The 22,619-nt window shown below is 57.4% G+C and carries 18 protein-coding genes and 5 pseudogenes; 12 read left to right on the forward strand and 11 right to left on the reverse strand.

Annotation, left to right across the window (positions count from 1 at the left end):
* The first annotated feature begins 1 nt into the window (after position 1).
* From M3I53_RS15755 to M3I53_RS15765, 3 genes are all read left to right on the forward strand, one after another.
* The gene (locus M3I53_RS15755) at positions 2–1,315 is read left to right on the forward strand and encodes an FAD-dependent monooxygenase (protein ID WP_254316851.1); all 1,314 of its coding nucleotides are present in this window, start codon (positions 2–4) and stop codon (positions 1,313–1,315) included.
* Entirely contained in the window at positions 1,312–1,611 is a 300-nt protein-coding gene (locus M3I53_RS15760) for a ferredoxin family protein (protein WP_133189656.1), read from the forward strand. The genes M3I53_RS15755 and M3I53_RS15760 overlap by 4 nt, the downstream gene beginning before the upstream one ends.
* A gap of 76 nt (positions 1,612–1,687) precedes the next feature.
* Positions 1,688–2,173 (forward strand): hypothetical protein, encoded by a 486-nt coding sequence (locus tag M3I53_RS15765; RefSeq protein WP_254316852.1) that lies wholly within the window; start codon positions 1,688–1,690, stop codon positions 2,171–2,173.
* A 112-nt stretch (positions 2,174–2,285) separates the two neighbouring features.
* On the opposite strand, the pseudogene M3I53_RS15770 reads toward M3I53_RS15765, so the two are convergent.
* Positions 2,286–2,503 (reverse strand): annotated as a pseudogene (locus M3I53_RS15770) (IS66 family transposase); the annotation flags it as partial.
* Between the two features lie 299 nt (positions 2,504–2,802).
* On the opposite strand from M3I53_RS15770, the pseudogene M3I53_RS15775 reads away from it, so the two are divergent.
* Positions 2,803–3,093, forward strand: a pseudogene (locus M3I53_RS15775) (IS110 family transposase); the annotation flags it as partial.
* 925 nt (positions 3,094–4,018) lie between these two features.
* Here M3I53_RS15775 and M3I53_RS15780 read toward each other — a convergent pair.
* A complete protein-coding gene (locus M3I53_RS15780) occupies positions 4,019–5,053 on the reverse strand; it encodes an IS630 family transposase (protein WP_254316853.1) in 1,035 nt (344 codons plus the stop codon).
* 39 nt (positions 5,054–5,092) lie between these two features.
* Here M3I53_RS15780 and M3I53_RS15785 point away from each other — a divergent pair.
* A pseudogene (locus tag M3I53_RS15785) lies at positions 5,093–5,497 on the forward strand (transposase); the annotation flags it as partial.
* Between the two features lie 340 nt (positions 5,498–5,837).
* Here M3I53_RS15785 and M3I53_RS15790 read toward each other — a convergent pair.
* From M3I53_RS15790 to M3I53_RS15825, 8 genes and pseudogenes are all read right to left on the reverse strand, one after another.
* Positions 5,838–6,404, reverse strand: coding sequence for a nitrogen fixation protein NifQ (locus M3I53_RS15790; RefSeq protein ID WP_254316854.1), 567 nt, complete (start codon positions 6,402–6,404; stop codon positions 5,838–5,840).
* Positions 6,405–6,420: 16 nt separating this feature from the next.
* Complete coding sequence (gene fdxB, locus M3I53_RS15795; protein WP_133189662.1) at positions 6,421–6,729, reverse strand: ferredoxin III, nif-specific; 309 nt, start codon at positions 6,727–6,729, stop codon at positions 6,421–6,423.
* Between the two features lie 15 nt (positions 6,730–6,744).
* Positions 6,745–6,945 (reverse strand): CCE_0567 family metalloprotein, encoded by a 201-nt coding sequence (locus tag M3I53_RS15800; RefSeq protein WP_246089400.1) that lies wholly within the window; start codon positions 6,943–6,945, stop codon positions 6,745–6,747.
* 75 nt (positions 6,946–7,020) lie between these two features.
* A pseudogene (gene nifX / locus M3I53_RS15805) lies at positions 7,021–7,434 on the reverse strand (nitrogen fixation protein NifX); the annotation flags it as partial.
* 55 nt (positions 7,435–7,489) lie between these two features.
* Entirely contained in the window at positions 7,490–8,845 is a 1,356-nt protein-coding gene (nifN, locus tag M3I53_RS15810; RefSeq protein ID WP_133189666.1) for a nitrogenase iron-molybdenum cofactor biosynthesis protein NifN, read from the reverse strand.
* Positions 8,846–8,867: 22 nt separating this feature from the next.
* Positions 8,868–10,361, reverse strand: coding sequence for a nitrogenase iron-molybdenum cofactor biosynthesis protein NifE (gene nifE, locus M3I53_RS15815; RefSeq protein WP_133189668.1), 1,494 nt, complete (start codon positions 10,359–10,361; stop codon positions 8,868–8,870).
* Between the two features lie 229 nt (positions 10,362–10,590).
* The gene (nifA, locus tag M3I53_RS15820) at positions 10,591–12,237 is read right to left on the reverse strand and encodes a nif-specific transcriptional activator NifA (RefSeq protein ID WP_254316855.1); all 1,647 of its coding nucleotides are present in this window, start codon (positions 12,235–12,237) and stop codon (positions 10,591–10,593) included.
* Between the two features lie 439 nt (positions 12,238–12,676).
* Complete coding sequence (locus M3I53_RS15825; protein ID WP_254316856.1) at positions 12,677–13,609, reverse strand: LysR family transcriptional regulator; 933 nt, start codon at positions 13,607–13,609, stop codon at positions 12,677–12,679.
* 456 nt (positions 13,610–14,065) lie between these two features.
* Between M3I53_RS15825 and M3I53_RS15830 the strand changes: the two genes are divergently transcribed.
* The 4 genes and pseudogenes from M3I53_RS15830 (at position 14,066) to M3I53_RS15845 (ending at position 18,149) form a co-directional block, all read left to right on the forward strand.
* Positions 14,066–14,779, forward strand: coding sequence for a hypothetical protein (locus M3I53_RS15830; RefSeq protein WP_133189674.1), 714 nt, complete (start codon positions 14,066–14,068; stop codon positions 14,777–14,779).
* Positions 14,776–15,999 (forward strand): ATP-grasp domain-containing protein, encoded by a 1,224-nt coding sequence (locus M3I53_RS15835; RefSeq protein WP_254316857.1) that lies wholly within the window; start codon positions 14,776–14,778, stop codon positions 15,997–15,999. The genes M3I53_RS15830 and M3I53_RS15835 overlap by 4 nt, the downstream gene beginning before the upstream one ends.
* A 14-nt stretch (positions 16,000–16,013) precedes the next feature.
* Positions 16,014–17,327: an acetyl-CoA carboxylase biotin carboxylase subunit family protein gene (locus tag M3I53_RS15840; RefSeq protein WP_254316858.1), complete on the forward strand. Its 1,314-nt coding sequence runs from the start codon at positions 16,014–16,016 to the stop codon at positions 17,325–17,327.
* Positions 17,328–17,378: 51 nt separating this feature from the next.
* Positions 17,379–18,149, forward strand: a pseudogene (locus M3I53_RS15845) (IS5 family transposase).
* A gap of 8 nt (positions 18,150–18,157) precedes the next feature.
* Here M3I53_RS15845 and M3I53_RS15850 read toward each other — a convergent pair.
* Positions 18,158–19,066 carry a LysR family transcriptional regulator gene (locus M3I53_RS15850; protein WP_133189678.1) on the reverse strand — a complete coding sequence of 303 codons (909 nt, stop codon included), beginning with the start codon at positions 19,064–19,066 and terminating at the stop codon, positions 18,158–18,160.
* A 245-nt stretch (positions 19,067–19,311) separates the two neighbouring features.
* On the opposite strand from M3I53_RS15850, the gene nodB reads away from it, so the two are divergent.
* The 3 genes from nodB to nodI all read left to right on the forward strand — a co-directional run bounded on the left by nodB (position 19,312) and on the right by nodI (position 22,619).
* Positions 19,312–19,977: a chitooligosaccharide deacetylase NodB gene (gene nodB, locus M3I53_RS15855; RefSeq protein WP_254316859.1), complete on the forward strand. Its 666-nt coding sequence runs from the start codon at positions 19,312–19,314 to the stop codon at positions 19,975–19,977.
* A gap of 427 nt (positions 19,978–20,404) precedes the next feature.
* Positions 20,405–21,640, forward strand: a complete 1,236-nt coding sequence (nodC, locus tag M3I53_RS15860) for a chitooligosaccharide synthase NodC (RefSeq protein ID WP_133189682.1) — start codon at positions 20,405–20,407, stop codon at positions 21,638–21,640.
* A 64-nt stretch (positions 21,641–21,704) separates the two neighbouring features.
* Positions 21,705–22,619 (forward strand): nodulation factor ABC transporter ATP-binding protein NodI, encoded by a 915-nt coding sequence (nodI, locus tag M3I53_RS15865; protein ID WP_254316860.1) that lies wholly within the window; start codon positions 21,705–21,707, stop codon positions 22,617–22,619.

The following is a 22,619-nucleotide window of genomic DNA, read 5'->3' on the forward strand; positions in this document are numbered from 1 at the left end:
CATGATAACCTCCCCAAAATTCGATGCCATTGTGGTCGGAGCTGGACCATCAGGCAACGCCGCAGCCTACGTTATGGCGAAAGGCGGGCTGAAAGTGCTTCAGATTGAACGCGGCGAGTATCCCGGAAGCAAAAACGTTCAGGGCGCGATCCTTTACGCCAATGCACTGGAAGAGATCATTCCAGACTTCCACGACGATGCCCCTCTCGAGCGCCACATCATCGAGCAGCGCCTGTGGATGCTCGACGATACCTCGTTTGTCGGCACGCACGCGCGCAGCGAAGACTACAACAATCCCCCATATAACCGCTACACGATCATACGGGCACAGTTCGACAAGTGGTTTTCATCGAAAGTACGTGAAGCAGGCGCTTTGCTGATCTGCGAGACCACGGTAAATCGCCTGATTGTGGACGGAGACCAGGTTGTCGGTGTGCAATGCGACCGCGAACACGGCGAAGTCTATGCGGACATCGTGGTCCTCGCGGACGGCGTCAATTCGACATTGGCGCGTAAGGCAGGCTTTCACGGCGAAATCAAGGCGGGCAATGTCGCGCTGGCTGTGAAGGAGATTCTCTTTATGCCTGAGGAAATAATTTGCCAGCGTTTTAACGTTGCCGATTACGAGGGCGTTGTCATTGAGATGGTCGGCCGAATCACCGACGGCATGGCTGGAACCGGCTTCTTGTACACTAACAAGGAGTCGCTGACAATCGGCGTCGGCTGTATGCTGAGCGACTTCAAAAACAACTCGAACCGTACAAGCCCGTATGTGTTGCTCGAAAAAATGAAGCGTCATCCGTCCATCGCCCCGCTCATCGCCGGCGGTGAAATGAAGGAGTACTGTGCGCATCTGATCCCCGAAGGGGGCTTCAATGCAATCCCGGAAGTGTACGGCAATGGCTGGATGATCGTCGGCGATTCCGGTGGCTTCGTCAATTCCGCACATCGCGAAGGTTCTAATCTTGCCATGACGACAGGACGTCTCGCCGCGGAGACCGCGATAGCCGCAAAAGCCACCGGAGGCCACAGCTATCGGGCTTGCGCCCTCTCCGGGTACAAGGCCGCGCTCGACAAGAGTTTCGTGATGAAGGACCTGTTCAAGTACCGAGACATGCCGAAGATCTTGCATCGCAATCCGCATTTTTTCACCACATATCCTGATCTCGTCGCCAAAGCGGCTCGGACAATGATTACGGTCGACGGCGTGGACAAGCAGACCAAGAAGGGTGAGGTCATGGCGAGTTTCCGCAAAAGTCGCTCACTAACAGGCTTGGTGGGCGACGCGTACAAACTCTGGAGGGCCTTCCGATGACCAGACTTACTGTGAACATCGACGAGAAGCTATTCCAAAACCGTTACCGCGTTGACGTCGGCCGACCACACGTCCAAATAAAAAATCCCGAGACCTGCATTAATGAATGTAGCGATAAAAGCTGTACGTTCGTCTGCCCCGCTTCTTGTTATCGGAACGAGAACAACGGCGCCGTGACACTAATTACCGACGGCTGCCTTGAGTGCGGCAGTTGTCGCATTCTATGCAGGGAACACCACAACCTTTCTTGGGAGTACCCGAGGGGTGGCCACGGAATCCAGTTCAAGTTTGGATAGACGAATACGACCTCGGCATTTCGGCTTCCGCCTATCACAGGAAGGGTCAGAAGCCTTATCGTTTCGGAGCAAGTCAATGAATCTCCTTACTGGCATTGAGTCGACAGATCTGTTTGGCGGCGCCGTGCCTCCTTCCGTATTGCACCTAATCGAGGACACACGTGGCGGCCGCTGTGACGATGTTACCGCTGCACTGTGGACCGCCGTTATTTGTCACCCGCGCTGCCTGCCACCCTACTATCTGCTATACAAGTTTCACGCGAACCGGGGCGAGCTTGGCGAGGCGAAGGAAGTTGCAACCAAGGCTTTGACAGCTGCAGCGCGGGAAGCGTCAATTGACATTGACTGGTGTGCGGTACAGCCAGGCGACACAGATTTCACGATTCCTGGACCGGCACGCTTTTGGCTCTTCACGCTGAAGGCGCTGGCCTTTATCAGCGTTCGCCGCCGCGAACGCGCGGTTGCCCTAAAGCTCCTTGCCAAGCTGCGCCGGCTGGACCCGGCCGACTGCGTCGGCTTCAACGTGGTGGAAGCCCTTCTCGCGCAGTCCGGGCGCCGATAAGCCCTACCGGCAGGCCAGCCGCCTACCTCGCGTGAAGTCCCTCCAATACATCAGGCCGGCAATCCGGCGACGAATCCTCGTCCCCTGCTCAATCCGGCCGGGCAAGCTACATTGACTTGCGCCCGAATTGCATGCGCTGAAGCTTCGCGATCCACAGCTTCAGGTGCTCGATTTCAAGCGCCCGGTCCGAGAGCGACTTCTGGAGCGTCGTCACAGTATCGCGCAGATCCGCAGATCACCTTCGCGCTCACGTAACGCCGCCTCACGTGCAAGCACGAGAGCCTTCACGGCCTCGATGTCGTCCGGAAGCGTAGCGTCGCTGGATGCCATGCAGGCAGTTTACGCGCGTGCATTGTGCTACGCGTGCGTTGTCACATACGTTCACGAAGCGCTGCAGGGTCTGGCCGCATCGACCGGCTGTCGCCAGTCCGCCTCGGGTCACCCAGATCCAGTGTTTCAAATTCCTCGTCCACCCACGCTCCCGGCTCATTACGAATCTGCATTCGAAAAGTCGAGAGTAAATTGCGAAACGCGAAAATCCGCCCGTTAACACCCATCACGCAGGTGCATCGCTCAATGCGCTTTCGGACAAACGGCTGCTACTGCGCCACTTCTGTATAACGAGATGCGTTCTCGGACCGCGCCTCGAACATCCAGCCGTGCTTGATCTACTCGAGCGCTACCCGTCTCCAGCGGCGCTTGCTGCAACCAGCGAGAAGACGCTTGCCAACCGACTAACCAAGCTCGCGCCACGCATGGGCAAGGGATTGGCCGCCGAAGTCGTTCAGGCGCTGGGTGAACAGGCCGTGATCGTGCCCGGCACGCAGGCCGCCACCATCGTCATGCCCCGTCTAGCCCAGCAGCTCGCCTCCTTGCGCAAACAGCGCGACGAAATCGCCGCCGAAGTTGAGCGGCTAGTCGACTGCGTCATTGAAATGGCACTGGTCTAATTCGCCGAGATGGATCGTCGTATTTCCATTTAATCGGCCGGGGATTCTTGTAGTGGGTAGCCGCATTCCCTCTCGGAAACGCGGCCCCCGAAGAACCGTACGTGCGAGCTTTCCCCGCATACGGCTCGAGCACAGCATTAAGCGTCGCATTAACGCCGGTCTCGCCAACTGCACGAGCCCTTCGCAAGCGTCACATTGTTGACTCGCCTCATCGCTGAGACGAAGGGTGCTGAACCGTAGTGATACCGGGTCTCTCACAAGCTTCCCCTCGATGAATCTAAAACGTGGACTCGCGACAACTGCACCACGCGGAAGTCTGCACCCTTTCGGGTTAGGGCAAATCTCGAACCCCTATGCGAGCTATTACCGCACGCCGTTCGCTTTTTCCGCGTTCTCATGCCCGCTCCCCCAACAGCTTGCTCTTACGGCGTACCTGCCACGATTTCAATAATCCGAAATCGTGGCGGAGGATCGGGTTTACCACGTTCCCGTTTCTGCCGACCCGAATGCCACCGGGCCTATCCGTTTAGCGCCCGTCTATTCCCCGGCAGCATTATGACGGCGTACCCCCAAGCAAAAGAGGAGCAACCGGCTGCATACCTTTTGGTTTGGGCCCATTAGCCGCTTCGGCCCATCATCCGTTACGAGGTTTATCGACGATTCACATTCGTTGCGCATGCGGAAATTGCCTAGCCTCGACGCCGCATTACGGCTCGCAGCGTCACCACATATCGTCGCCGAGCGTGGTGTCTTTCGACGAGTACATTGTCCTTGGAGCTTCAGACCCGGCAGTTACCCGCCGCGCCTGTCCAAGTAGGCAACTGCTGGCCGTACAGCAGGTCACGGCAACACGGTATTTTGTGAAGCGTGACAAGACAGAGACGAGCTTTACCGCCTACTGCATGCCGCTTGACGCGCGGCTGACGGCGACACGTGTCGCACTGTGCTCGCGGATATAGCGCATCAGCTTGCGCTCCAAATCCTTTACTGTGGTGAAGATGCCTCGCGCGATCACGTCGCGCTGAATGCGCGAGAACCAGTTCTCGACCTGATTCAGCCAGGAGGTATAGGTCGGCGTGTAATGCAACCGCACGTTTCGGTGTTGCCGCAGGAACTCTTGCACGCGCGGGGTCTTGTGGCTGCTGACGTTGTCGCAGATCACATGGATCTCTTGTTTGGGCCGCTGGCTGGCGATAACGTCGGTGAGGAAGGCCACGAACTGCTCGCTGGTATGGCGCGGCGCCGTCCTGCCGATGACTTCCCCGGTTGTCGTGTTGAGCGCGGCGAACAGGCTCAGCGTGCCGTTGCGCTTGTATTCGAAGCCGTGGCTCTCGGCGCGCCCGGGCGACAGCGGCAGCATCCGGTCTTTACGGTCCAGAGCCAGAATTGCCGTCTTCTCGTCTACGCAGAACACCACCGCGTGTGCGGGCGGGTTCAGATACAGACCGATCACGTCTGCCGCCTTGGTCTCGAAGTCAGGATCATTTGAGACCATGTGCGTATCGAGCCGATGGGGGCGTACGCCGTGCTTGCGCCAGATGCGCTGGACCGTGGAAGCGCCCACATCGCCCAAAGCCGCGGCAAGCTTATAGCTGCTCCAATGCGTCGAGCCGTCCGGGGGCCGCTGCTTGAGCGTGAGATTCAGAACCCGCGCCTCCAGCTTTTCAGGCGGATGCACCGGAACTCGTCCCGGATGGCGCGCGTACAGGCCTGCCAGCCGCTCGGCCAGAAACCGGCTCGACCAACGGCTAATGAAGCGGGAGTCACAGCGCAGCCGCTGCATGATCGCCTCACGTGTTTCGCCGTCGTCAAGCATCAGGATCAACCGGGCGCGCCGCGTGTCCGCTGCGCGCACCGTTTGGCTACGAGCCGCCGACAGCAATTGTTTGCGCTCAAGCGTCGTCAAGTTCATCTTTTCCATGTGTTTCATTGAATACCAGTTCAGGTGCTTTTTTAATGACGCAATGGACTAGTGCTTGCTCACCCTCTTTGGCCGGTCCTGACCAGCATGCCGGGAGTCGGCGTCAGGACCGCCGCCAGACTCCTCACCGAGGTCGCGCACAAAGCATTCGCTTCGGCAGGTCACCTGGCGGCCTACGCTGGCCTCGCACCAGTTACCCGGCGCTCAGGCTCATCCATCCGTGGCGAGCATCCGTCCAGACGCGGCAACAAGGTGCTCAAACGCGCATTGTTTCTATCGGCCTTCGCCGCCTTGAGAGACCCCGTCGCACGGGCTTACTACGCACGCAAGGTCCAGCAGGGCAAGCGGCACAACCAGGCGCTCATCGCACTGGCACGGCGCCGCTGCGACGTCCTGTTCGCTATGCTGCGAGACGGCACCTTTTACGAACCCAAGTCAGCCCCAACCGCTTGACGAACCACATAGGGGCACCCCCCGCCGGGCCACCAGTAAACGGTAAAACTCTCTAAAGGGCTCTCCGCGTTTAGCCACGCGCATTCCTTTTCCGAGGCAGCAGAAGCCAGCGCCGCCGCCGCCACCAGCGCAGCGACCATCAGAGCACCACAGAGCACCCTCTTTAACTTCTTCATAACTGTTCCCCACCGACTAACGTTAATATTCCTAATCGTTTTGGATTCATATCACTAGGCGTACTGTGCACCACATCACATACACTACGTGATTCATCCTGCAACCGTCAGAAGAAGGCATCAAATATATCTATACCAATCCGAGTCGCGACTGATCCGCAAAATCATTCCGGCCCGAAGCAACTAGAATATTCCGCACACTCCCCACAGCTTGAGGCCCGGCACACGTTCAACGCCTCGCTCCTGCAAAGTTCCTTGTAGAGAAACTTCTTCCACTTCATGCCGTGAACGTTCTTTTCAGCAAGCGCCGGAAACCAGTACTCGAGAAGCGCCGACAATTCGCCGCGCGAAGAAAGGCGTAGCTCCTGCCACAAATGTTTTTTGCCTGCGCAAGCGCAGGCCAGTGCGTGAGAAATGCAATGGATCTCGGTCGTTGTGCCTGCCACCGGATTGGCGTATGTCTTTAACAACGTTACAAGATCGATGTCGTCATAAGACGGTCCTGGTTGTGAATCTGCAGCCGGCGCGCCAAAGTAAAGGCCCAGTGAACTCTCAGCATCGGGGAACCAGCGAGCAAGCAGCCAGTGTGTCTCCTCGGCATCCAGTCCGGGGATAGGCAATCTTTCCGTACCGCCTTCGTCGACCAGGGCTGCGAGCACACCGGCGACCGCAAGCACCGTCAAGTCGTCCGGGTTTCTCGCATAGCGCATTAACCCCGCGTAGTAATCCATAGGAATCCTCGCTTGCTCACACTTGAGCCGCAGCATGTGTGTAGCATCCTTTCGGGCATATCTTCGCACATGCCGTGCAGCCAACGCAGAGACCTCGATACGCAATTGTCATGACTTTCTTTTCATGCTCGTCCTCGTCTTCATCGTCATCATCCAGTGGAACATGATCCCCCGCTTCATCGATGCCTAACAGTTGAAGTACGCCGCGAGAACACACCCGGAAACATCGCCCGCAACCGATGCATTTTTGTTCATCGAGTGAATCTACAAAGCGAGGTATCCAGACCTCTCCGCTTGGGAGTATCACGCTAAAAAGATGGCTCATTTGGAGATCCGGAGTTTAATCGGAAGCCGAAACTGCGGTCTGACGTGCCTGCATCAGCGCGGCATGCGCGTCGTGACAGCGTTGCGCGACTACCATTATCTGCTCCCAACCCGTTGGAAGTTCTTCTGACAGATCGTGCAGATCCATCTTCGCCTGCGTGGCCAACGAGTTGAGTCTTTTCAGGCGCGTCTTAAGTTCCCGCGAATCGTTACTCATCATGCCCTCCTTATCGGACGACGCACTACAGGCGTCACTGGCAACATGAACCGCCATACTCGAAGATCGGTTTTGGCCAGTTGGCAACTCATCGTCCCCTGCAAAATCGTACGATCTGCCACGTTCCCTGGTGAGCTTCTTGCGCAACCACGGAGGCGGTGTGCCTTTCAGAACCCTGCTCAGCTTGATTAGAATTTCTTCGATCGGCAACGGCTGCGGCACTTTCACTGGATGGACATTAAGTGCTACTACGCGCGCAGCCGCAGTACCGCCTATGGCCGCGACATACAAGATCGCGCAGTCGCGGATCACTTCGAGCTTCGGCGCAAGTTTCTCATCATCGCCGTCCTGCACCGGCTTGTCGCCGAAATCAAAAATCTGTAAAAGTGTATGCTCTTCCGTCGTCACGTCGTAGACCGCAATGCTTTTCGCCCAGCCAAAATGAGCGTCGACGTGCACTTTGTCCTGTGTCGCAAATGCGATCTTCATGCGCTGGTCTCCTCATAAAGTTCAAGTTACGGCATGTAACACCCTTCTCTTAAACCTAACCCGGAACCGAAACATCAAGACCGCCCAATGATTGCGGCAGTTTCCAGTCGCCCGGATGAGATTGCGAGATCCTCTCGACCATGAGATTGGAAATCTCGAAAATAAGATTCATTGTGCCGCGATAACCTATCTGGCAACGATGGGCGTTGCCGACGCGGTCAAACACCGGCAAGCCCGCGCGCATCAGCGGCTTTCCGAGGCGACCGGCCATCTGCCTGCCGTGCGAATGCGTGATCAGCAGGTCGCAATTATTCGCGCCTCGTTCCATGTCCTCCAGGTCCCCCAATATGACTTGGCTTGCCGGCAACAGCGCATGCGATGCCGAAGCAGTGGTACTAATGCAAACAGATAGTTCCGCACCCATTTCACGGAGCAGCGAACCGATCGAAAGCAGCAGGTCCGGCTCCGCACCGATCGCCACTTTGAGACCGCCAGTATAAAAATGGCTGTCGAGCATCGCATCCAGTAGCTGGCTGCGCTGCCGGCGATACCGGGCCGGGACTGCACGCCCCGAAAGTTGTGCAAGGCGATGCAAGAACCGGTCGTTCGGCTCCAGCCCCGTAAGCCGCTCGAGGATCTCGAACGGCACGCCGGCAATTGTTTCGAGCGTCTTGGCGGCGTCGCGCGTTTGCTCACCCACGCCAATTGTGAACGACGAAGCCCCCGCGGCACGGATCTGATCAATCGTCGTTCCGCCCAGCGTCGTGCCACGCCACGCAGAATCAAGGTGGCCGTCGAGGGAGCCGGAAACATCTGGAAGCACAATCGGCTCCAGTCCGAATGCGCAAATAATCTCGCGAAGCTCGTCGATGTCGCCAGGCGATAGATGACTGCCCGGCACCAGATTGATCTGCTGAGGCACCGTCGGCAACGGCTTCACCAGTGTCTCGACGATCGCGGTCACAGCGCGCCTGTAGCCGTCCTCAAAGGCACCAATATAATCCGGTGTCGATACGAGGATGAGTTCAGTATCGTCCAGTTCGCGCTTGCGTTTTCGCACCATCGCAAGGTGCCCCTCCACATCTTCGCCGTTCGTCTCAGTCAGGCCCGTCGTGCAGAGCAAAATGATCTTAGGCGCCGCGCGCTTGCGAATGTTCAGCAGCGCTGTCTCTACGTTCTCGTATCCGCCGAGAATCGTGGTGACCTCGCTCATCGCCGTTGTTTGCAGCGGAATGGCTTCTTTGAAATGGCGCACCAGTAGTACGAGCGCGAAGGACGTACAGCCCTGCGAGCCGTGCATTACCGGCATGCATGCATCAAGACCCATGGCTGCATACGTCGCGCCGAGCGGTTGACTCATTCTTAGGGGATTAACGGTACAGGCTTTTCCAGACTCGACGACTATCGCCATGATATGTGCCCCACTCTGAAACTCAACTCGATACCGCCGCGCGGAAGTTCCAATCGTAGGCCTCACCGTCTGCGCCCCGCGGAATCGGATTGATGTGCGCGGAAGACTTACGAATCCCCTCGCGATGCACTAGCCCTTCGTCGTCCCACGGCGCAGGAATACGCACCTGCTGCCAGACTGGGTTCTGGATTGCACGGTCGATCTCCTGCACCAATTTAACAATGCCCTCGTAGCCAGCGTATGGATGGTGTCGCTCCTGATTCACGTCGAGCCACGGCACGCGCGCCTTAAGTGCGACAAACTGCGAGCGCCCGCCAGACAGCATGATGTCGGCCTTCGCATCCCGGAGCATGTTGTACATCTCGCGCGCCGTCAAATTGTCGACCATGCGCGTCTCATCGCCCATGATCTCCTTGATTCTTTCCTTATCCCCCTCCGTGCTTTTCTTCACACTCGTGCCGACGATCTCGAGCCCGGCCTCCTGCAGCGCCGCGACCACCGACCATGACTTCACGCCCCCCGTGATGAGCAGCACACGTTTGCCATCGAGCCGCTGCCTGTACGGAGCAATGCGCCCCCATACGCGCGCCTCTTCTGCCTTGACAAGGTGCTCGGTGCGCACGATAAGATCGTCCGGCGCACCCCGCTCCACCAGTAGCCTCGCGACCCCGCGCAGCGCGTCGCTCATGTCGCCAATTCCATAGAATGAACCCTCGAGGTATGGAATACCGTAGCGCTTCTGCATTTTTGTCGCAACGTTGAGCATGGACTTGGAGCACACCACCATGTTGACCTTCGCGCAGTGTGCGCTCGCGATCTCGCTGTAGCGGCCGTCTCCCGAGATGCAGGACAGAATCCGGATGCCGAGCGCCTCGAACAACGGCTTTATCTGCCACAACTCGCCCGAGAGGTTATATTCACCGATAAGATTGATATCGAATGGTGTCTTGTACGCCGGCTCGCACGTGCCGATGACGTAATCGAGGATCGTCTCCCCTGCGAGCTTGTTGCCGAAGTTTTTGGATCCTGCGAAACCGGGCGCATTCACCGGTATGATGGGCTTACCGAACTTTTCCGACGCGTGCTTGCATACGGCGTCTATGTCATCGCCGATCAATGCGGTCACGCACGTCTGATAGACGAACACGGCGGGCGGATCGTACTTTTCGAAAATTTCACGCAGACTCCTGAAGAGCCGCCTCTCGCCACCGTAAATTACATCGAGTTCGTTAATATCGGTTGTGAACGCGGTGCGGTAGAGAGTCGGCCCAGACGATGCCGAATGGCGGTTGTCCCAAGAGTTTCCTTCACATGCAATAGGCCCGTGCACCAAGTGTGCAACGTCGACCACGGGCTGCAATGCGATCCGCGCGCCGTCGAATGCGCATCCGCCGGCGGCCGCCCCCGGCGAAACCTGCTTCGAACAGCCTTGCTTGCGCTCCTTTTCGCTCTTCGCCAGGTTCTTTGCGCAACCCGGTTCGTTGAAGATCTCGACAGCGCTCGTCTTTAGCCACATCGTAGAGTCCTGACGATAGAAGTCCACGACTGCAGGCAAATTGCGTACCACCATCGCAGCCCAAGTTAGCGGTCATAGCGGCGCTATGCCGAAGCCAGATTTGTCGTTCTTGTTACCTGCGTTGAAGAAGTTCAACCAATCACTACAGTGATCCGACAGGCAAGAGCCTGCCTGCCGGTAGTCTTCTCGCCCAGTCTCTCCAAGTGCATGCGCGCAACCGCCGCGGCCGTCAGAAGCGGCGCAGCTTGATCCCGTGTTTACGCAGTGCGTAGCCGATCTGCCGCGGCGTGATATGTAGGAGTCGTGCGGCCTTCGCTTGTACCCATCCACAGCGCTCCATTGCCCACACAAGCTGTTCCCGCTCGCTCCCCGGCATGTCGCTACCGCTTCGCGTCTCGAAGCTACCCTCATTCCAATCACCGGCACTTACGCTCGACAGGGCATTCGGCACTTCACTGTTTGTAGCGTCCAATGTGCGGGCAGGACGCACAGCGTCTTCTCGTTCGATGTAATGCAGTTCTTTGGTGAGGCACCGGCCTCTCTCACACAGAAAGGAAAATCGATCTATCGTGTCGTGATCCGCCATGGTCGCGGTACGCTCAACGCAATTTTCCAGCTCGCGCACATTGCCAGGCCAGTAGCAGCTGGACAGAACCCGAAACGCTTGTTCATTGAAATGCAAAGATCGACGATTGTCGCGGTTAAAGCGGTCCAGAAAGTGCTGCGCCATTGCCGGAATTTCCTCACGGCGTTCGCGCAGCGGCGGCAAAAGGATACTCACGACGTTGATGCGGTAGTAGAGATCCGCACGAAATTCCCCCGCCTTCACCATTTGTTCGAGGTTGCGGTTCGTGGCGACGATCAGCCTAGCGTCGACTCTTACCAGGGTGGTGCCACCCACCCGTTCGAACTCTCGCTCCTGCAAAACCCGCAACAATTTGGCTTGGAACGAAGGCGAAATGTCGCCGATCTCGTCGAGGAAAAGTGTCCCGCCGTGTGCCAGTTCAAAACGCCCTTTGCGTTGATATTGCGCACCGGTAAACGCTCCCTTCTCATGGCCGAACAATTCGCTTTCTAGCAGTGTTTCAGTGAGCGCCGCACAGTTCACTGAGATGAACGGCTGGTCCTTGCGGGGCGATAACCCATAAATCGCGCGCGCGATCAGCTCCTTTCCAGTTCCGCTCTCGCCGCGCAAAAGCACCGTCGTCCGCGTAGGCGCTACTTGATGAACCTGCGAAAAGACGCGTTGCATAGCGGCAGATTCTCCGAGCACATTGTCGATACGATACGAAGTCTGGTCAGCATTGACCGCTCGTCTCATCTCCTGTCGCGCGGTTTGGTGCATCTGCCCCGACGCACCATCAAGCAGAAGTGCCTGGCCCATCGACGCCGCGACGACCTTCATGAGTTGGAGGTCGCTAGCAAAGACGCGCTGTCCGTCCGTATTCTCGCAGAACGCAACAAGTACGCCGAGCGGACGCCCTTCATACCTGATCGGCGCCCCGAGCAGTGCCACATGCTCACCTTCCAATCCGTCAAACATCTCGATGCTGTCCACGAAGAGTGGTTCATCACGCAGTCTCGCCACCACCACGGCCGAGTCGTTGGTGTGTATTCGCCCCAATACCCCGTCATTGGGCAGGAAACGCAGACGTTCACGCCAGCCCGCTGACAACCCCGTGCCACACAGGCCGCCCAGATGGCCGTCTGGCTCAGCGACCGCAATAAACGCGGAGCGCCATCCGCACGCATATGAGAGGTAACGCAAAGATCTCTCCAACGTCCTTTCGGTATCTCGTGACGAGGTCAACGTCTTTACTACTTCGTAGACCACATCAAAATTGAGATGACTCTCATTGACATCGAGATGCGACATAAATCTGAACTCCGGAAATTGCACGTTAGCGCCGCGGGACCCGGGTCCCAACACAATGAATGGCGGCGCTACATTTGCGCAAGCCACGGTGAATTCTTGCCGCAACGGGCACGAAATCCGACAAAAGCAGACAGAGATGACACAATCGCAGTCGCGGCGTCAGAAATGTGACAAAGAACACGAGGTATCTTTGTGCGCAGATGGGATACTACCGAAAAAAAACGTAGGTTTTGCGACAAATTTAGATCTGTGCGGCAGTCTATGTTTAAATGTATGAGTCGCGCACTTGATTTGTGAGGAAATAGCAGGACTGCGCGTGAATTAGAGAATACGCGTCACTTTGCGTTAATGCTGGATTCAAAAAACAGGACGTTATCGTCTGCACCTCCATTTGGCGCGCCGAAGTTCGGCCCTTCGACGCGTTTGTCTCAGAGGCTCATCAGTTTGAAGCACGCAGTGGCAAGCCTGCTGACGCTCCGTCGTGTGCACTGTCTCCAAGAGTACTCAGTTGCAGCGAACGGAAAAGAAAACGCTGAAGTGCGTTGGCCGCAGACGAGCGGTCTTCTAAGTGCCCAAGACTAAAGAGACCGAATTCCGCCACCGGCGGCAGCGGCAACCCCACTGCACGGTGATCGATCGCACGCATCGTATCGCGGCGCACCTGCCAGTCCAGAAGCAGCGCAACGCCGAGCCCAGCCTCAACGGCTGACTGAACCGCAGAGAGGCTCGTGCTTTTGCAGGCCACGCGCCAAGCGATACCTGCTTCAAGCAACGTGGCAAAATAGCTCTCCTGCCACCGGCATACACCGCCGAATGCAACAATCGGCAGCGGACCGTCTCCGAGATTATCGTTGCGCGTGCGCGCAACCGCCCAGCGAAGGGGATGTCGCCAGGTGACGAGCGGTTCCGCGGGGATCAGAGCTGGATCACCAATCGCGAAATCGAGTGTGTTGCTCATGAGCCGCTGCGATAAGGCCGGACTCGCATCAACGACGATCTCCAGGGCTACATCAGGAAACAATGTCGAAAATTGCCGCAGTGCATGGCGGAGGTGACTCATTGCGATGTCCTCGGGAATTCCGATTTTCACGGTGCCCGCAACTTCACCCGAAGTAAGGGCGGAACGGGCCGCAAGGCCAATTTCGAGCAGCTTGTGTGCATACGGCAACAGAACGTTGCCCGCAGAGGTCGGCTTCACGCCGCGCGGGGAACGTTCAAGGAGGCGCTGGCCGACTGCGTCTTCGAGCCGCCGAAGGGCCATGCTGACGGCAGCCTGTGTACGATGTAGCTCCATGGCAGCATTGCTCACACTGCCGGCTTCCACTACCGTCACGAACGTACGCAGTAGCGTGCTGTCTAGATCGCGAATCATCAATTTCCCTCATTCAAACATAAACATTATCAGCTTATACCACGCATACCGCTGCGGTTAGTATCCTTCCGTCGCCCACGTAGAGAGCATGGGTGAGCAAAAAACGAATGAGAATGATGCCTAGATACGTGTTGCAAAAAGTATTCGCTGTGTTTAAGGAGACGATTGGGCCAGTTGTCGGTTGACAGAAATCATTTCGATGCGATGGCGTTTGCCAAAGCAGACCGCTCTGCAAAGAGCGACCCAATTGGGGGCCACCCGAGAGCGGTCGGCCTTCAACGCCTTCTCGTCGCACAACGACCGGTGCGCAGCTTCGAGGCCAGGCGTGGCGACTTTCGCAATCCGAGGGAGTCACCATTGCTTCGTGCGACGAGAATTCGTGTCTCCGGTTCATGCGCCGCCGACCCGCAACCCAGCGCGCCGCGTTCGCTCCTTCTCATCTTATCTGGAGATCACATGAATACACCCAACGATCGGGTTCGCTTCGAGGCGCTTGCCAAGCACGCCATGGACCAGATACTCGCGATTTCGCCGGAAACCGTTGCGTTCCACCGCGGCGACTGGATCGACAGTGAGTACTATCGCCGCCATCTCGTCGAAACCGTGTTACGCATCCGGCTCAACAACGAAGTAGGCGCGTTCGCGCTTTACAAAATCGGCCGCGAGGATAACTCGCTCGCGCAGATGCTCGCGCAGCACCTCGCACAAGAATATGGGCAAGAATGCCATCTTCTGCATGACCTCGAGCGGTTCGGCCTGACCGCAGCAAGCGTGGACAGCATTAGACCATTCAATAGTACAGACAAGCTAATCGGATATCTCTACTTCAGCATCGTCCGCGATGGCCCCCTCCCTACGATGCTCTGGAGCTGGTTGCAGGCATGGTATTCGGGCCGCTACAACAAGGTCATCGCGGAATCAGCCGCGCGCGCATTCGGGCACGACTACGTAAAAGGTACGCTCAGCCACATTGAGTACGCCGAATCGCGCAGCCTGGAAGACTCCACATGGATCGCTCTGAAGCTCGCGATCGGCGGCTGGGGCGGAATGGGGAAAGCGGAGATCTATTTGAACAACTTTGTCGGAATGATTCACGAGTATTTCGAAGAGTTGCGTGTCGCGACCCTACCCCGGCCGGAACCCGGCACAGAACAGGCAGCATTCAAATGACCGCCATCATCGTGATTGAGCCGCGTTCGTCCGGGACCGCGCTTGTCGCCTCAGCTGTGCGCCTTGGCGTGGCCACCCACGTGTTTTCGGCCAACTGCGATGAGCCCCCCCTGTCACGCAAACTGCAGGCCGCTACGGTGCCGTACACGATGGTAGACACTGCCTCGCCGAACGCCGTGGCGGTCGCCGCATGCGCCATCGGCGTCGATGCGATCGTACCCGGTTGCGAATACGCAACAGGCGTAGCAGCTGAATCAGCGGCGCTCCTCGGTCTTCCACATTTGCAGCCGGAAGCGGCAGCACTCACGCGCGATAAATACTGCAGCCGCATGCATCTCGCCGCCGCCGCACTGGCGGTTCCTGTGTTCGCCTTCATCGCACATCATCGCGACGTCATGACAGCCGCTTTACAAGTAGGTTTTCCAGCCGTCCTCAAGCCTGTCCGCGGCGGAGGCATGCATGTGACGTACGTCAATTCTCTTTCCCAGTTGCAACTTGCGGTCGATTGCGCAATGCATCACGGCGTTGTCGATATCGACCATAAGACCGGCAACGTGTTGCTCCTTGAACAGTATCTGGAAGGCCCAGAGTACTGCGTCGAAGGCTACGTCAGCAGCCAGCACGGAGCCCGCGTCGTCGCAGTAACCGAAAATCTCTCGGGCGCAGAGCAGAATTTCACAAAATTGGGCCACTTTGTCGAAGCCTCTTTGACCGCGGACCAAGGAGCCGCGCTCGTCAATTACGTCGAGCACGCCGCGGCGCAGATTGGACTGACCCTCGGTGTTTTCCACGCCAAAGTGCGCATAACACGCGACGGTCCGGTGCTGATCAAGATCGCGGCCTGCCTCGGAGGTGATCGCATCTATCGGCTGATCGAACTCAGCAGGTCAATCTCTCTGCCGGAAATAGCGATACGCAGCCACCTCGGCGATCCCGAGCCAGCCCCCGACGCCGATGCAAAACCTGCCGTGTGTGTTAGCGGCATACGGTTCTTCACACCTGAAGGCGACGCGGCCGCCGTCGAACGCGTTCGCGCCATACCAGGTTTCCAGGAGGTGGAGGTCCATTCTCATATCGGCGGCACAGTGCCACTGCGAGTGGCGATGAGCGGCCGCGTCGGCCATGTGCTGTTCATCGCGCCAGATCGCCCGACCCTTGATTTGCGCCTTGCCGAAGCGCTGAGAACGCTCGGATCCCGCCGGGCCTGTAAAGATATCTGAACGGTTTGCCCTTCATGACAACCAACAACCCCGCCCCGCGTAGCCGCATAGTCGTGCTTAACCGCTGGTCTGACGGCTTTGCAGCTTACCATCGCTACATCGATCATGCGGCGAATAACGTCGCTTATATCTGCACGCCGAACGGCGCGGCTGCGCTCGACACCTCTCAAACCGCGCACGTCGAAGAGCTATCCGACATCCTCGATGAAGACGCGCTGCATAAGGCGATGACCTCCTGTCAAGCGGCGCTCGGCGGCATCGACAGGCTGATCGCATTGTCCGAATTCGACCTTCTGAAGGCCGCGCGACTGCGCAATTCGTTCAATATACCTGGCGACCTTCACGATACCGTCGTCCGCTTTCGTGACAAGGCCATTATGAAGCATACCGTTGCTGCCGCGGGCCTGCGTGTGCCACGCGTTGCAGCGTTGGAAGATGTGGCCTTTGCGAAAGCAAATTCGTCCCCTGTAATGCGCTTCCCGATCATTGTAAAGCCACGTACCGCAGCCGCAAGCCTAGACGTACGGCTCATCGACACCCGTACGCGCTTGGATATGTTGTGGCCGACACTACCGCTGGTTGAGTATGAGTGCGAGGAGTACATCGAAGGGCCCGTCTATCACGTTGACGGTTTCGTGCGAGACAACACATGGGTAATTGCGCGCGCGTCCCGCTACATCAACACCCGTCTTCAGTTTGCACAAGGAAAACCCCTAGGCTCGGTGATGCTCGACCCGGGGCCGCTCAATGATGCTGTGCTTGAATTTGCGACGGCATGCCTGAAAGCGCTCGCCTTGAGTAATGGACCGTTTCATCTCGAGATAATCGGAGCTTGCGACGGATTCTATTTTCTGGAAGTCGGTGCCCGTGTCGGCAGCGGGGAAATCCCCTTTCTTTTCCATGAATTGTACGGCGTCGACCTCTTCGACCTCTGGGTCACCCACCAATCAGGTGACGAGGCGCGGTTCGCCGCACGGGCGCAGGCGGCGTCAGTCGCGTCAACCTCGCCCACACGCGGTGGATTCTTGATGCTGCCAGAGCCCGTCGGCAAGATATTCGTCGACGCACAATTGCCGAACGCTATCCCGGGGCTTTACGAAGCTATCTTCCCGGTGAGACGTCACTTATTCAACGGTTCCCGCCGCTCTAGCAACATCCTCGCACGCTTCCGCTATCGCGGCGCATCGGAGGAAGAAATCGACAGGGCAATTCGCGCGACGTTGCGCGATTTCCGATACACGCTGGCCGAAAGCGTGGGCTCGCCGAATAGCAGTACACATGACATCACCCTAAGAGACGGTTTCAAAAGAGTTCATAGGGGCTGTTAACTCGTAAAGTAACCCGTTGACCTCGATCGTCGTATCAACAGGATCGAGGAGATGGGCAAACCAATCATCGACGACGAACTGTGGGCACTGATCGAGCCACTGCTACCACCAGCGAAGCCACGGCGCTTCAAGCATCCGGGCCCGCAAACCGGTACCGGATCGGGCTGTGCTGACCGGCATCTTGTTCGTGCTGAAGACCGGTATCCGCTTGCGAGATTTGCCAGCCGAGATGGGGGGCGGCTCCGGCGTCAGTTGTTGGCGCAGGCTACGCATCCTGGCGAAGTTGAGGGCGGTCGACAAGATCGATTTCTCGCGCGTGGTCGTCGACTCGTCGTCGATTCGCGCAGTTGGGGCCGGCGAAAACTGGCCCGAATCCCACTGATCGAGCGCGATCAGGATCCAAGCACCACCTCGCCACCGACGCCCACGGAACACCGATCGCGGCAATCCTGACTAGCGCCAATCGTAACGACGCCACCCAACTTGTTCCGCTGATTGAGGCCATCGTACCGATTAGCGGCGTGCGTGGGAGGCCTTTGAGCCGTCCCGGCCGCGCCTACGCTGACCGGGGTTATGACCACGACAAATACCGACGCATTCTTCACGGGCGCAGCATTCCCACCAGCATCGCGCGACGCGGCCTCCCCCACGGCAGTGGCCGTGGAAAGATCCGTCGTCGAACGTACACATGCCTGGTTGCACAACTTCCACCGTCTACGTATTTGCTTCGAACGTCGCGCCGACATTCATGAAACGTTTCTCAAACTCGGCTGTTGCCTGATCTGCTGGAACATCCTTCAGCGGGCTCAACAGTCTTTATGAAACCGCCTCTAAACAAGACTTTGCGCCTCCTCCAGCAATAGCTCGCGCATCCAGATACTTGCAGGATCACCGCTATGCAGCGCAGGCCATTGGATAGCCTCAGTAAAAGTGGATAGCGGGAGCGGTACTTCGGCGATCCGCAGAGGAGAGGCCTCCCCGAGATGCCTGGCAAGCCTTAATGGGATCGTCGCAATGCGACGGGTACCCGATAGCACCGCCGGAATGAGGTGAAAGGTCGGGACGACGACCTCTTCGCGCCGTTTGAGACCGAGATCTAGTAGGAAAAACTCTTCGATCGTAGGCCTGCGTGCCCGCCCGAACCTCACCGTCACGTGTCCCATGGACATATACCGGTCAAGCGGAAGCTGCTCCGACAACTGCTTGTTGGCGGGACAGCCTACACACACGAGCTTCTCGTCGAAGAGCGGCGCTTTCGGGTGAGTATCCGGCAGGAATAGATCGGGCAGAATCAAAAAATCGGCGTCGCCACGCCGCAGCAAATCCCCAGGCTCGTCGTCTGGGAAAATCAATTCGAAACTGACCGCGGGAGCCTCGCGTGCAACGCGCTTAATGACCTTCTGGAAATAGACGAGCGTCATGAAATCAGAGAGGCAGACCCTGAACCGGCGATCCGACTTGGCCGGCTGGAAAACGTCGCGCGAGATGATGGAAAGCTGGATATGCGATAGAGCCTCCCGCACCGGTCCGGCAAGCTCTATCGCTCGTGACGTGGGCACAAACTCTCGGCCTCTCATCACGAAGAGGTCGTCGCGAAAATAGTCTCGTAACCGCGACACCGCAGCGCTCATGGCAGGTTGACTCAAATTGATATCGCGTGCAGCAAGCGTGACGTTACGCTTCGCCATCAATGCGTCCAACGCGACGAGAAGATTCAGATCGAGGCCTTTGAAGCGCATTTTTAATAATCCGCGTTATGGATGAAGCACATCGACAGAATCGATTGTACAAATTAACTGAGGTACCGCAAAGTTACGGCAATTCAGCTTGACATGCAAGTCATTGATATGAGTATTCCTGTCGTTGTACTGAACAACTCTCGACATCCACTCCCAGATATTGAGCTACTACGCGGCATTTCGCGATTGCGACTGTGGCTGGTTCCAAGGCAGACGGCGACTCATCCAAAGATAAGTGGAAGACCATGAGAAGACTGAGCGATTGTGAAATGCTGCAATCTATTGCGGAAGTGCCAAACGAGCGCGAACGTAACGGTTTGCGTAAGGTTTACCTTACCTTTGACGACGGACCACACCCGATATGGACCCCGAAAATACTAGATCTGCTGGCGCGGCAACGGGTACCGGCAACCTTCTGTGTACTCGGTGCCTACGCGGCTGAGTATCCGGAACTGATCCGGCGCATGGTCTCGGAAGGCCACGATGTCGCGAATCACAGCCTCTCCCATCGGGATTTGTCGAAATGTGAGCCAGGTCAAATACGGCACGAGATAGCAGAAGCGAACGCGCTTATCCAGCGTGCTTGCCCAGCGGCAGCGGTGCGATATATGCGCGCGCCGTATGGCAAATGGACGAACGACGTTATCTCCGAATCCATGAAAGCGGGATTAATGTCACTCCACTGGTCGGTAGATCCACGAGATTGGTCCCGTCCGGGTGCCGAGGCGATTGTCGATTCTGTACTGACATCCGTTCTGCCCGGCTCGATAGTACTGCTGCACGACGGGGCTCCTCCCGAAGAGTGCGACTTGCATCATCGCGATGCTTCGCGCGTGCAGACTGTCATAGCACTATCGCGCCTGATTCTAGGATTGAAGGAAAGGGGCTTCGTCATCAGTTCACTTCCGTAAGTTCAATGGAAAATCTCGCTTTACGAGCATCTCTGACCCCAAACTGCTCGACAAGTGGACGATATACTCCATTAGAAACGTCTTACCAATAGATAAGTATGCGCGTGGTCTGCGCGCTGACGATCATGGCTAGAACTAAGGAAATACTGACCCCGAAGAAGGCGTAGGCTGATCTGACTTTCAGCCGACGCCGATGGAAGCGTTTTGTCGACCTCGCTACCATGAGGTACGTTACTGGACATTTTTCTCGCACGCTATAACAGCGTCTTTCCTGCTCCATGAAGAAACGCCAACTCTACATGCACGAGAATAATTGCCCCTCGAATCGCGCGTGAACCTAGATGGTATTACCGTGCCTGACTCCCGCGCCATCGCTCCCGGCAGGCCTGTACTGAGAATCCCAACGTCTCCTAGCACACCGACCCCGATGAACATTCCTGCCGCAATCAACACGACATCTGTCCTATTATACGCGTCACTTTCGGCCATCTATAAAAGCGCGCAGGTTCTTCACACTCTGCCGACTAGCGGCCCACCTGCATGCATCAAGATATCCGACACCGAGTATTTGCCGGACATCGACATCATCGTCCCGTGCTATAACGAAAACCCAGAAACGCTACGGGCGTGTCTCGACTCGATTGGCGCCCAGGATTACGCGGGCGCCATCAGGGTTCACGTGGTCGATGATGGATCCGCCAACCGCGATGCGTTGAACGTGGTGTATCGGGAGCACGAGCATGATCCGCGATTCAATGTCCTGCTTCTTCCACAGAATGTGGGAAAGCGCAAAGCGCAAATCGCCGCGATACGTTCTTCGACCTCAGAGCTCATACTTAACGTAGACTCGGACACCACTCTGGCGCCGGACGCAGTAAAGAAACTCGTGCTGACAATGAGCGACCCATCGGTCGGTGCAGCCATGGGTCAATTGGTAGCCAGCAATCGCCGCGACACGTGGCTGACCCGCCTGATCGATATGGAATACTGGCTTGCGTGCAACGAGGAGCGCGCGGCTCAAGCGCGCTTTGGCGCTGTGATGTGCTGCTGCGGACCGTGTGCAATATACCGGCGCACAGCGCTTCTTCTGCTGCTGGACCAGTACGAAACGCAAATGTTCCGGGGCAAGCGCAGCGATTTCGGCGAAGATCGCCATCTGACAATTCTCATGCTCGCGGCGGGCTATCGGACGGAGTACGTTCGAGATGCAGTCGCCGCGACCGTGGTTCCAGATAAGCTGCGACCGTACCTGCGCCAGCAATTGCGCTGGGCGCGCAGCACCTATCGTGACACCCTGCTCGCCCTTCGCCTTTTGCCTCGTCTTGACCGCTACCTAACTCTTGATGTGGTAGCGCAGAACATTGGCTCTCTGCTGCTCGCCATTTCAATGATCTCCGGCTTTCTGCAGATCGTGCTCACAGCCACAGCTCCTTGGCAGGCAGGCTTCGTTATTGCTTCAATGACGATGGTCCGCTGCTCCGTTGCTGCCATTCGCGCCCAAGAGCTTCGATTTCTTGGATTTTCAGTGCACACACTCATCAATCTTTTGCTGCTGCTTCCTGTAAAGGCATACGCTCTATGTACCTTGGACAACAGTGACTGGCTTTCCCGCAGTTCTGCCGTCAAAGACCGCGGCGAGCACCGTGTTCCCAAGAGCGAGTAATGCGTAGCGTCGCGCGCGCCGCGGAATCTTCCTTAAACAGTGGTCTGTATACAGTTCTGGCTCCATGTCTAATGCAACGATCACCTTCTCGAGTGTAAGGAAATCCTACGGCGGTAAGCTTGCTGTCGATGGATTGTCCTTCCGTGTGGAACCCGGCGAGTGCTTCGGTCTGCTCGGGCCTAATGGTGCCGGCAAAAGCACTACCACGCGAATGGTGCTGGGTATGGCGCTGCCTGACGCAGGCGTGATTACCGTCCTCGGAGAACCGGTGCCAGCGCGGGCACGCCTGGCGCGCAGGCGCATAGGTGTCGTTCCGCAATTCGACAACCTGGAGCCAGGTTTTAGTGTGAGCGAGAACCTGCAGCTCTTCGGGCGCTACTTTGGGATGAGCACAGGCGAAATCGAGGCGGTGGTTCCATCCTTGCTGCAGTTCGCACGCCTCGAGGACAGGGCTCACGCACGCGTCACCGAGTTATCGGGCGGGATGAAGCGCCGCCTAACCATTGCACGCGCGCTCATCAACGATCCGCAACTTATTGTCATGGACGAACCGACGACTGGGCTAGATCCGCATGCGCGCCACCTCATCTGGGATCGATTGCGCTGTTTACTCGCACGCGGCAAAACAATTCTTCTCACTACTCATTTCATGGAAGAGGCAGAGCGATTGTGCGATCGGCTATGTGTAATCGACAGAGGACGCACCATTGCTGAGGGGGCACCTGATGCATTAATCCACGAGCAGATTGGAAGTCACGTTCTCGAGATATATGGCGGCAACCCACATGAACTCAAAACGCTGCTGATGCCGTTTGCGCAGCGTACAGAGGTAAGCGGTGATGCACTGTTCTGCTACACGGCCGATCCACAACAGGTGTGCACGCAACTGCGCGAGCGCACAGGTCTGCGTATTGTGCAACGTCCCGCGAACCTGGAGGACGTTTTTCTTCGGCTGACCGGACGAGAAATGAAGGATTGA

This window comes from Paraburkholderia sp. CNPSo 3272 (genome assembly GCF_024206495.1).
Classification (GTDB): Bacteria; Pseudomonadota; Gammaproteobacteria; order Burkholderiales; family Burkholderiaceae; genus Paraburkholderia.

What these genes read in the sequence shown, in the direction of transcription:
- M3I53_RS15755 (WP_254316851.1), top strand. Translation starts at nt 2, where the DNA reads ATGATAACCTCCCCAAAATTCGATGCCATTGTGGTCGGAGCTGGACCA.
- M3I53_RS15760 (WP_133189656.1), top strand. Translation starts at nt 1,312, where the DNA reads ATGACCAGACTTACTGTGAACATCGACGAGAAGCTATTCCAAAACCGT.
- M3I53_RS15765 (WP_254316852.1), top strand. Translation starts at nt 1,688, where the DNA reads ATGAATCTCCTTACTGGCATTGAGTCGACAGATCTGTTTGGCGGCGCC.
- M3I53_RS15780 (WP_254316853.1), bottom strand. Translation starts at nt 5,053, where the DNA reads ATGAAACACATGGAAAAGATGAACTTGACGACGCTTGAGCGCAAACAA.
- M3I53_RS15790 (WP_254316854.1), bottom strand. Translation starts at nt 6,404, where the DNA reads ATGGATTACTACGCGGGGTTAATGCGCTATGCGAGAAACCCGGACGAC.
- fdxB (WP_133189662.1), bottom strand. Translation starts at nt 6,729, where the DNA reads ATGAGCCATCTTTTTAGCGTGATACTCCCAAGCGGAGAGGTCTGGATA.
- M3I53_RS15800 (WP_246089400.1), bottom strand. Translation starts at nt 6,945, where the DNA reads ATGAGTAACGATTCGCGGGAACTTAAGACGCGCCTGAAAAGACTCAAC.
- nifN (WP_133189666.1), bottom strand. Translation starts at nt 8,845, where the DNA reads ATGGCGATAGTCGTCGAGTCTGGAAAAGCCTGTACCGTTAATCCCCTA.
- nifE (WP_133189668.1), bottom strand. Translation starts at nt 10,361, where the DNA reads ATGTGGCTAAAGACGAGCGCTGTCGAGATCTTCAACGAACCGGGTTGC.
- nifA (WP_254316855.1), bottom strand. Translation starts at nt 12,237, where the DNA reads ATGTCGCATCTCGATGTCAATGAGAGTCATCTCAATTTTGATGTGGTC.
- M3I53_RS15825 (WP_254316856.1), bottom strand. Translation starts at nt 13,609, where the DNA reads ATGATTCGCGATCTAGACAGCACGCTACTGCGTACGTTCGTGACGGTA.
- M3I53_RS15830 (WP_133189674.1), top strand. Translation starts at nt 14,066, where the DNA reads ATGAATACACCCAACGATCGGGTTCGCTTCGAGGCGCTTGCCAAGCAC.
- M3I53_RS15835 (WP_254316857.1), top strand. Translation starts at nt 14,776, where the DNA reads ATGACCGCCATCATCGTGATTGAGCCGCGTTCGTCCGGGACCGCGCTT.
- M3I53_RS15840 (WP_254316858.1), top strand. Translation starts at nt 16,014, where the DNA reads ATGACAACCAACAACCCCGCCCCGCGTAGCCGCATAGTCGTGCTTAAC.
- M3I53_RS15850 (WP_133189678.1), bottom strand. Translation starts at nt 19,066, where the DNA reads ATGCGCTTCAAAGGCCTCGATCTGAATCTTCTCGTCGCGTTGGACGCA.
- nodB (WP_254316859.1), top strand. Translation starts at nt 19,312, where the DNA reads ATGAGAAGACTGAGCGATTGTGAAATGCTGCAATCTATTGCGGAAGTG.
- nodC (WP_133189682.1), top strand. Translation starts at nt 20,405, where the DNA reads ATGAACATTCCTGCCGCAATCAACACGACATCTGTCCTATTATACGCG.
- nodI (WP_254316860.1), top strand. Translation starts at nt 21,705, where the DNA reads ATGTCTAATGCAACGATCACCTTCTCGAGTGTAAGGAAATCCTACGGC.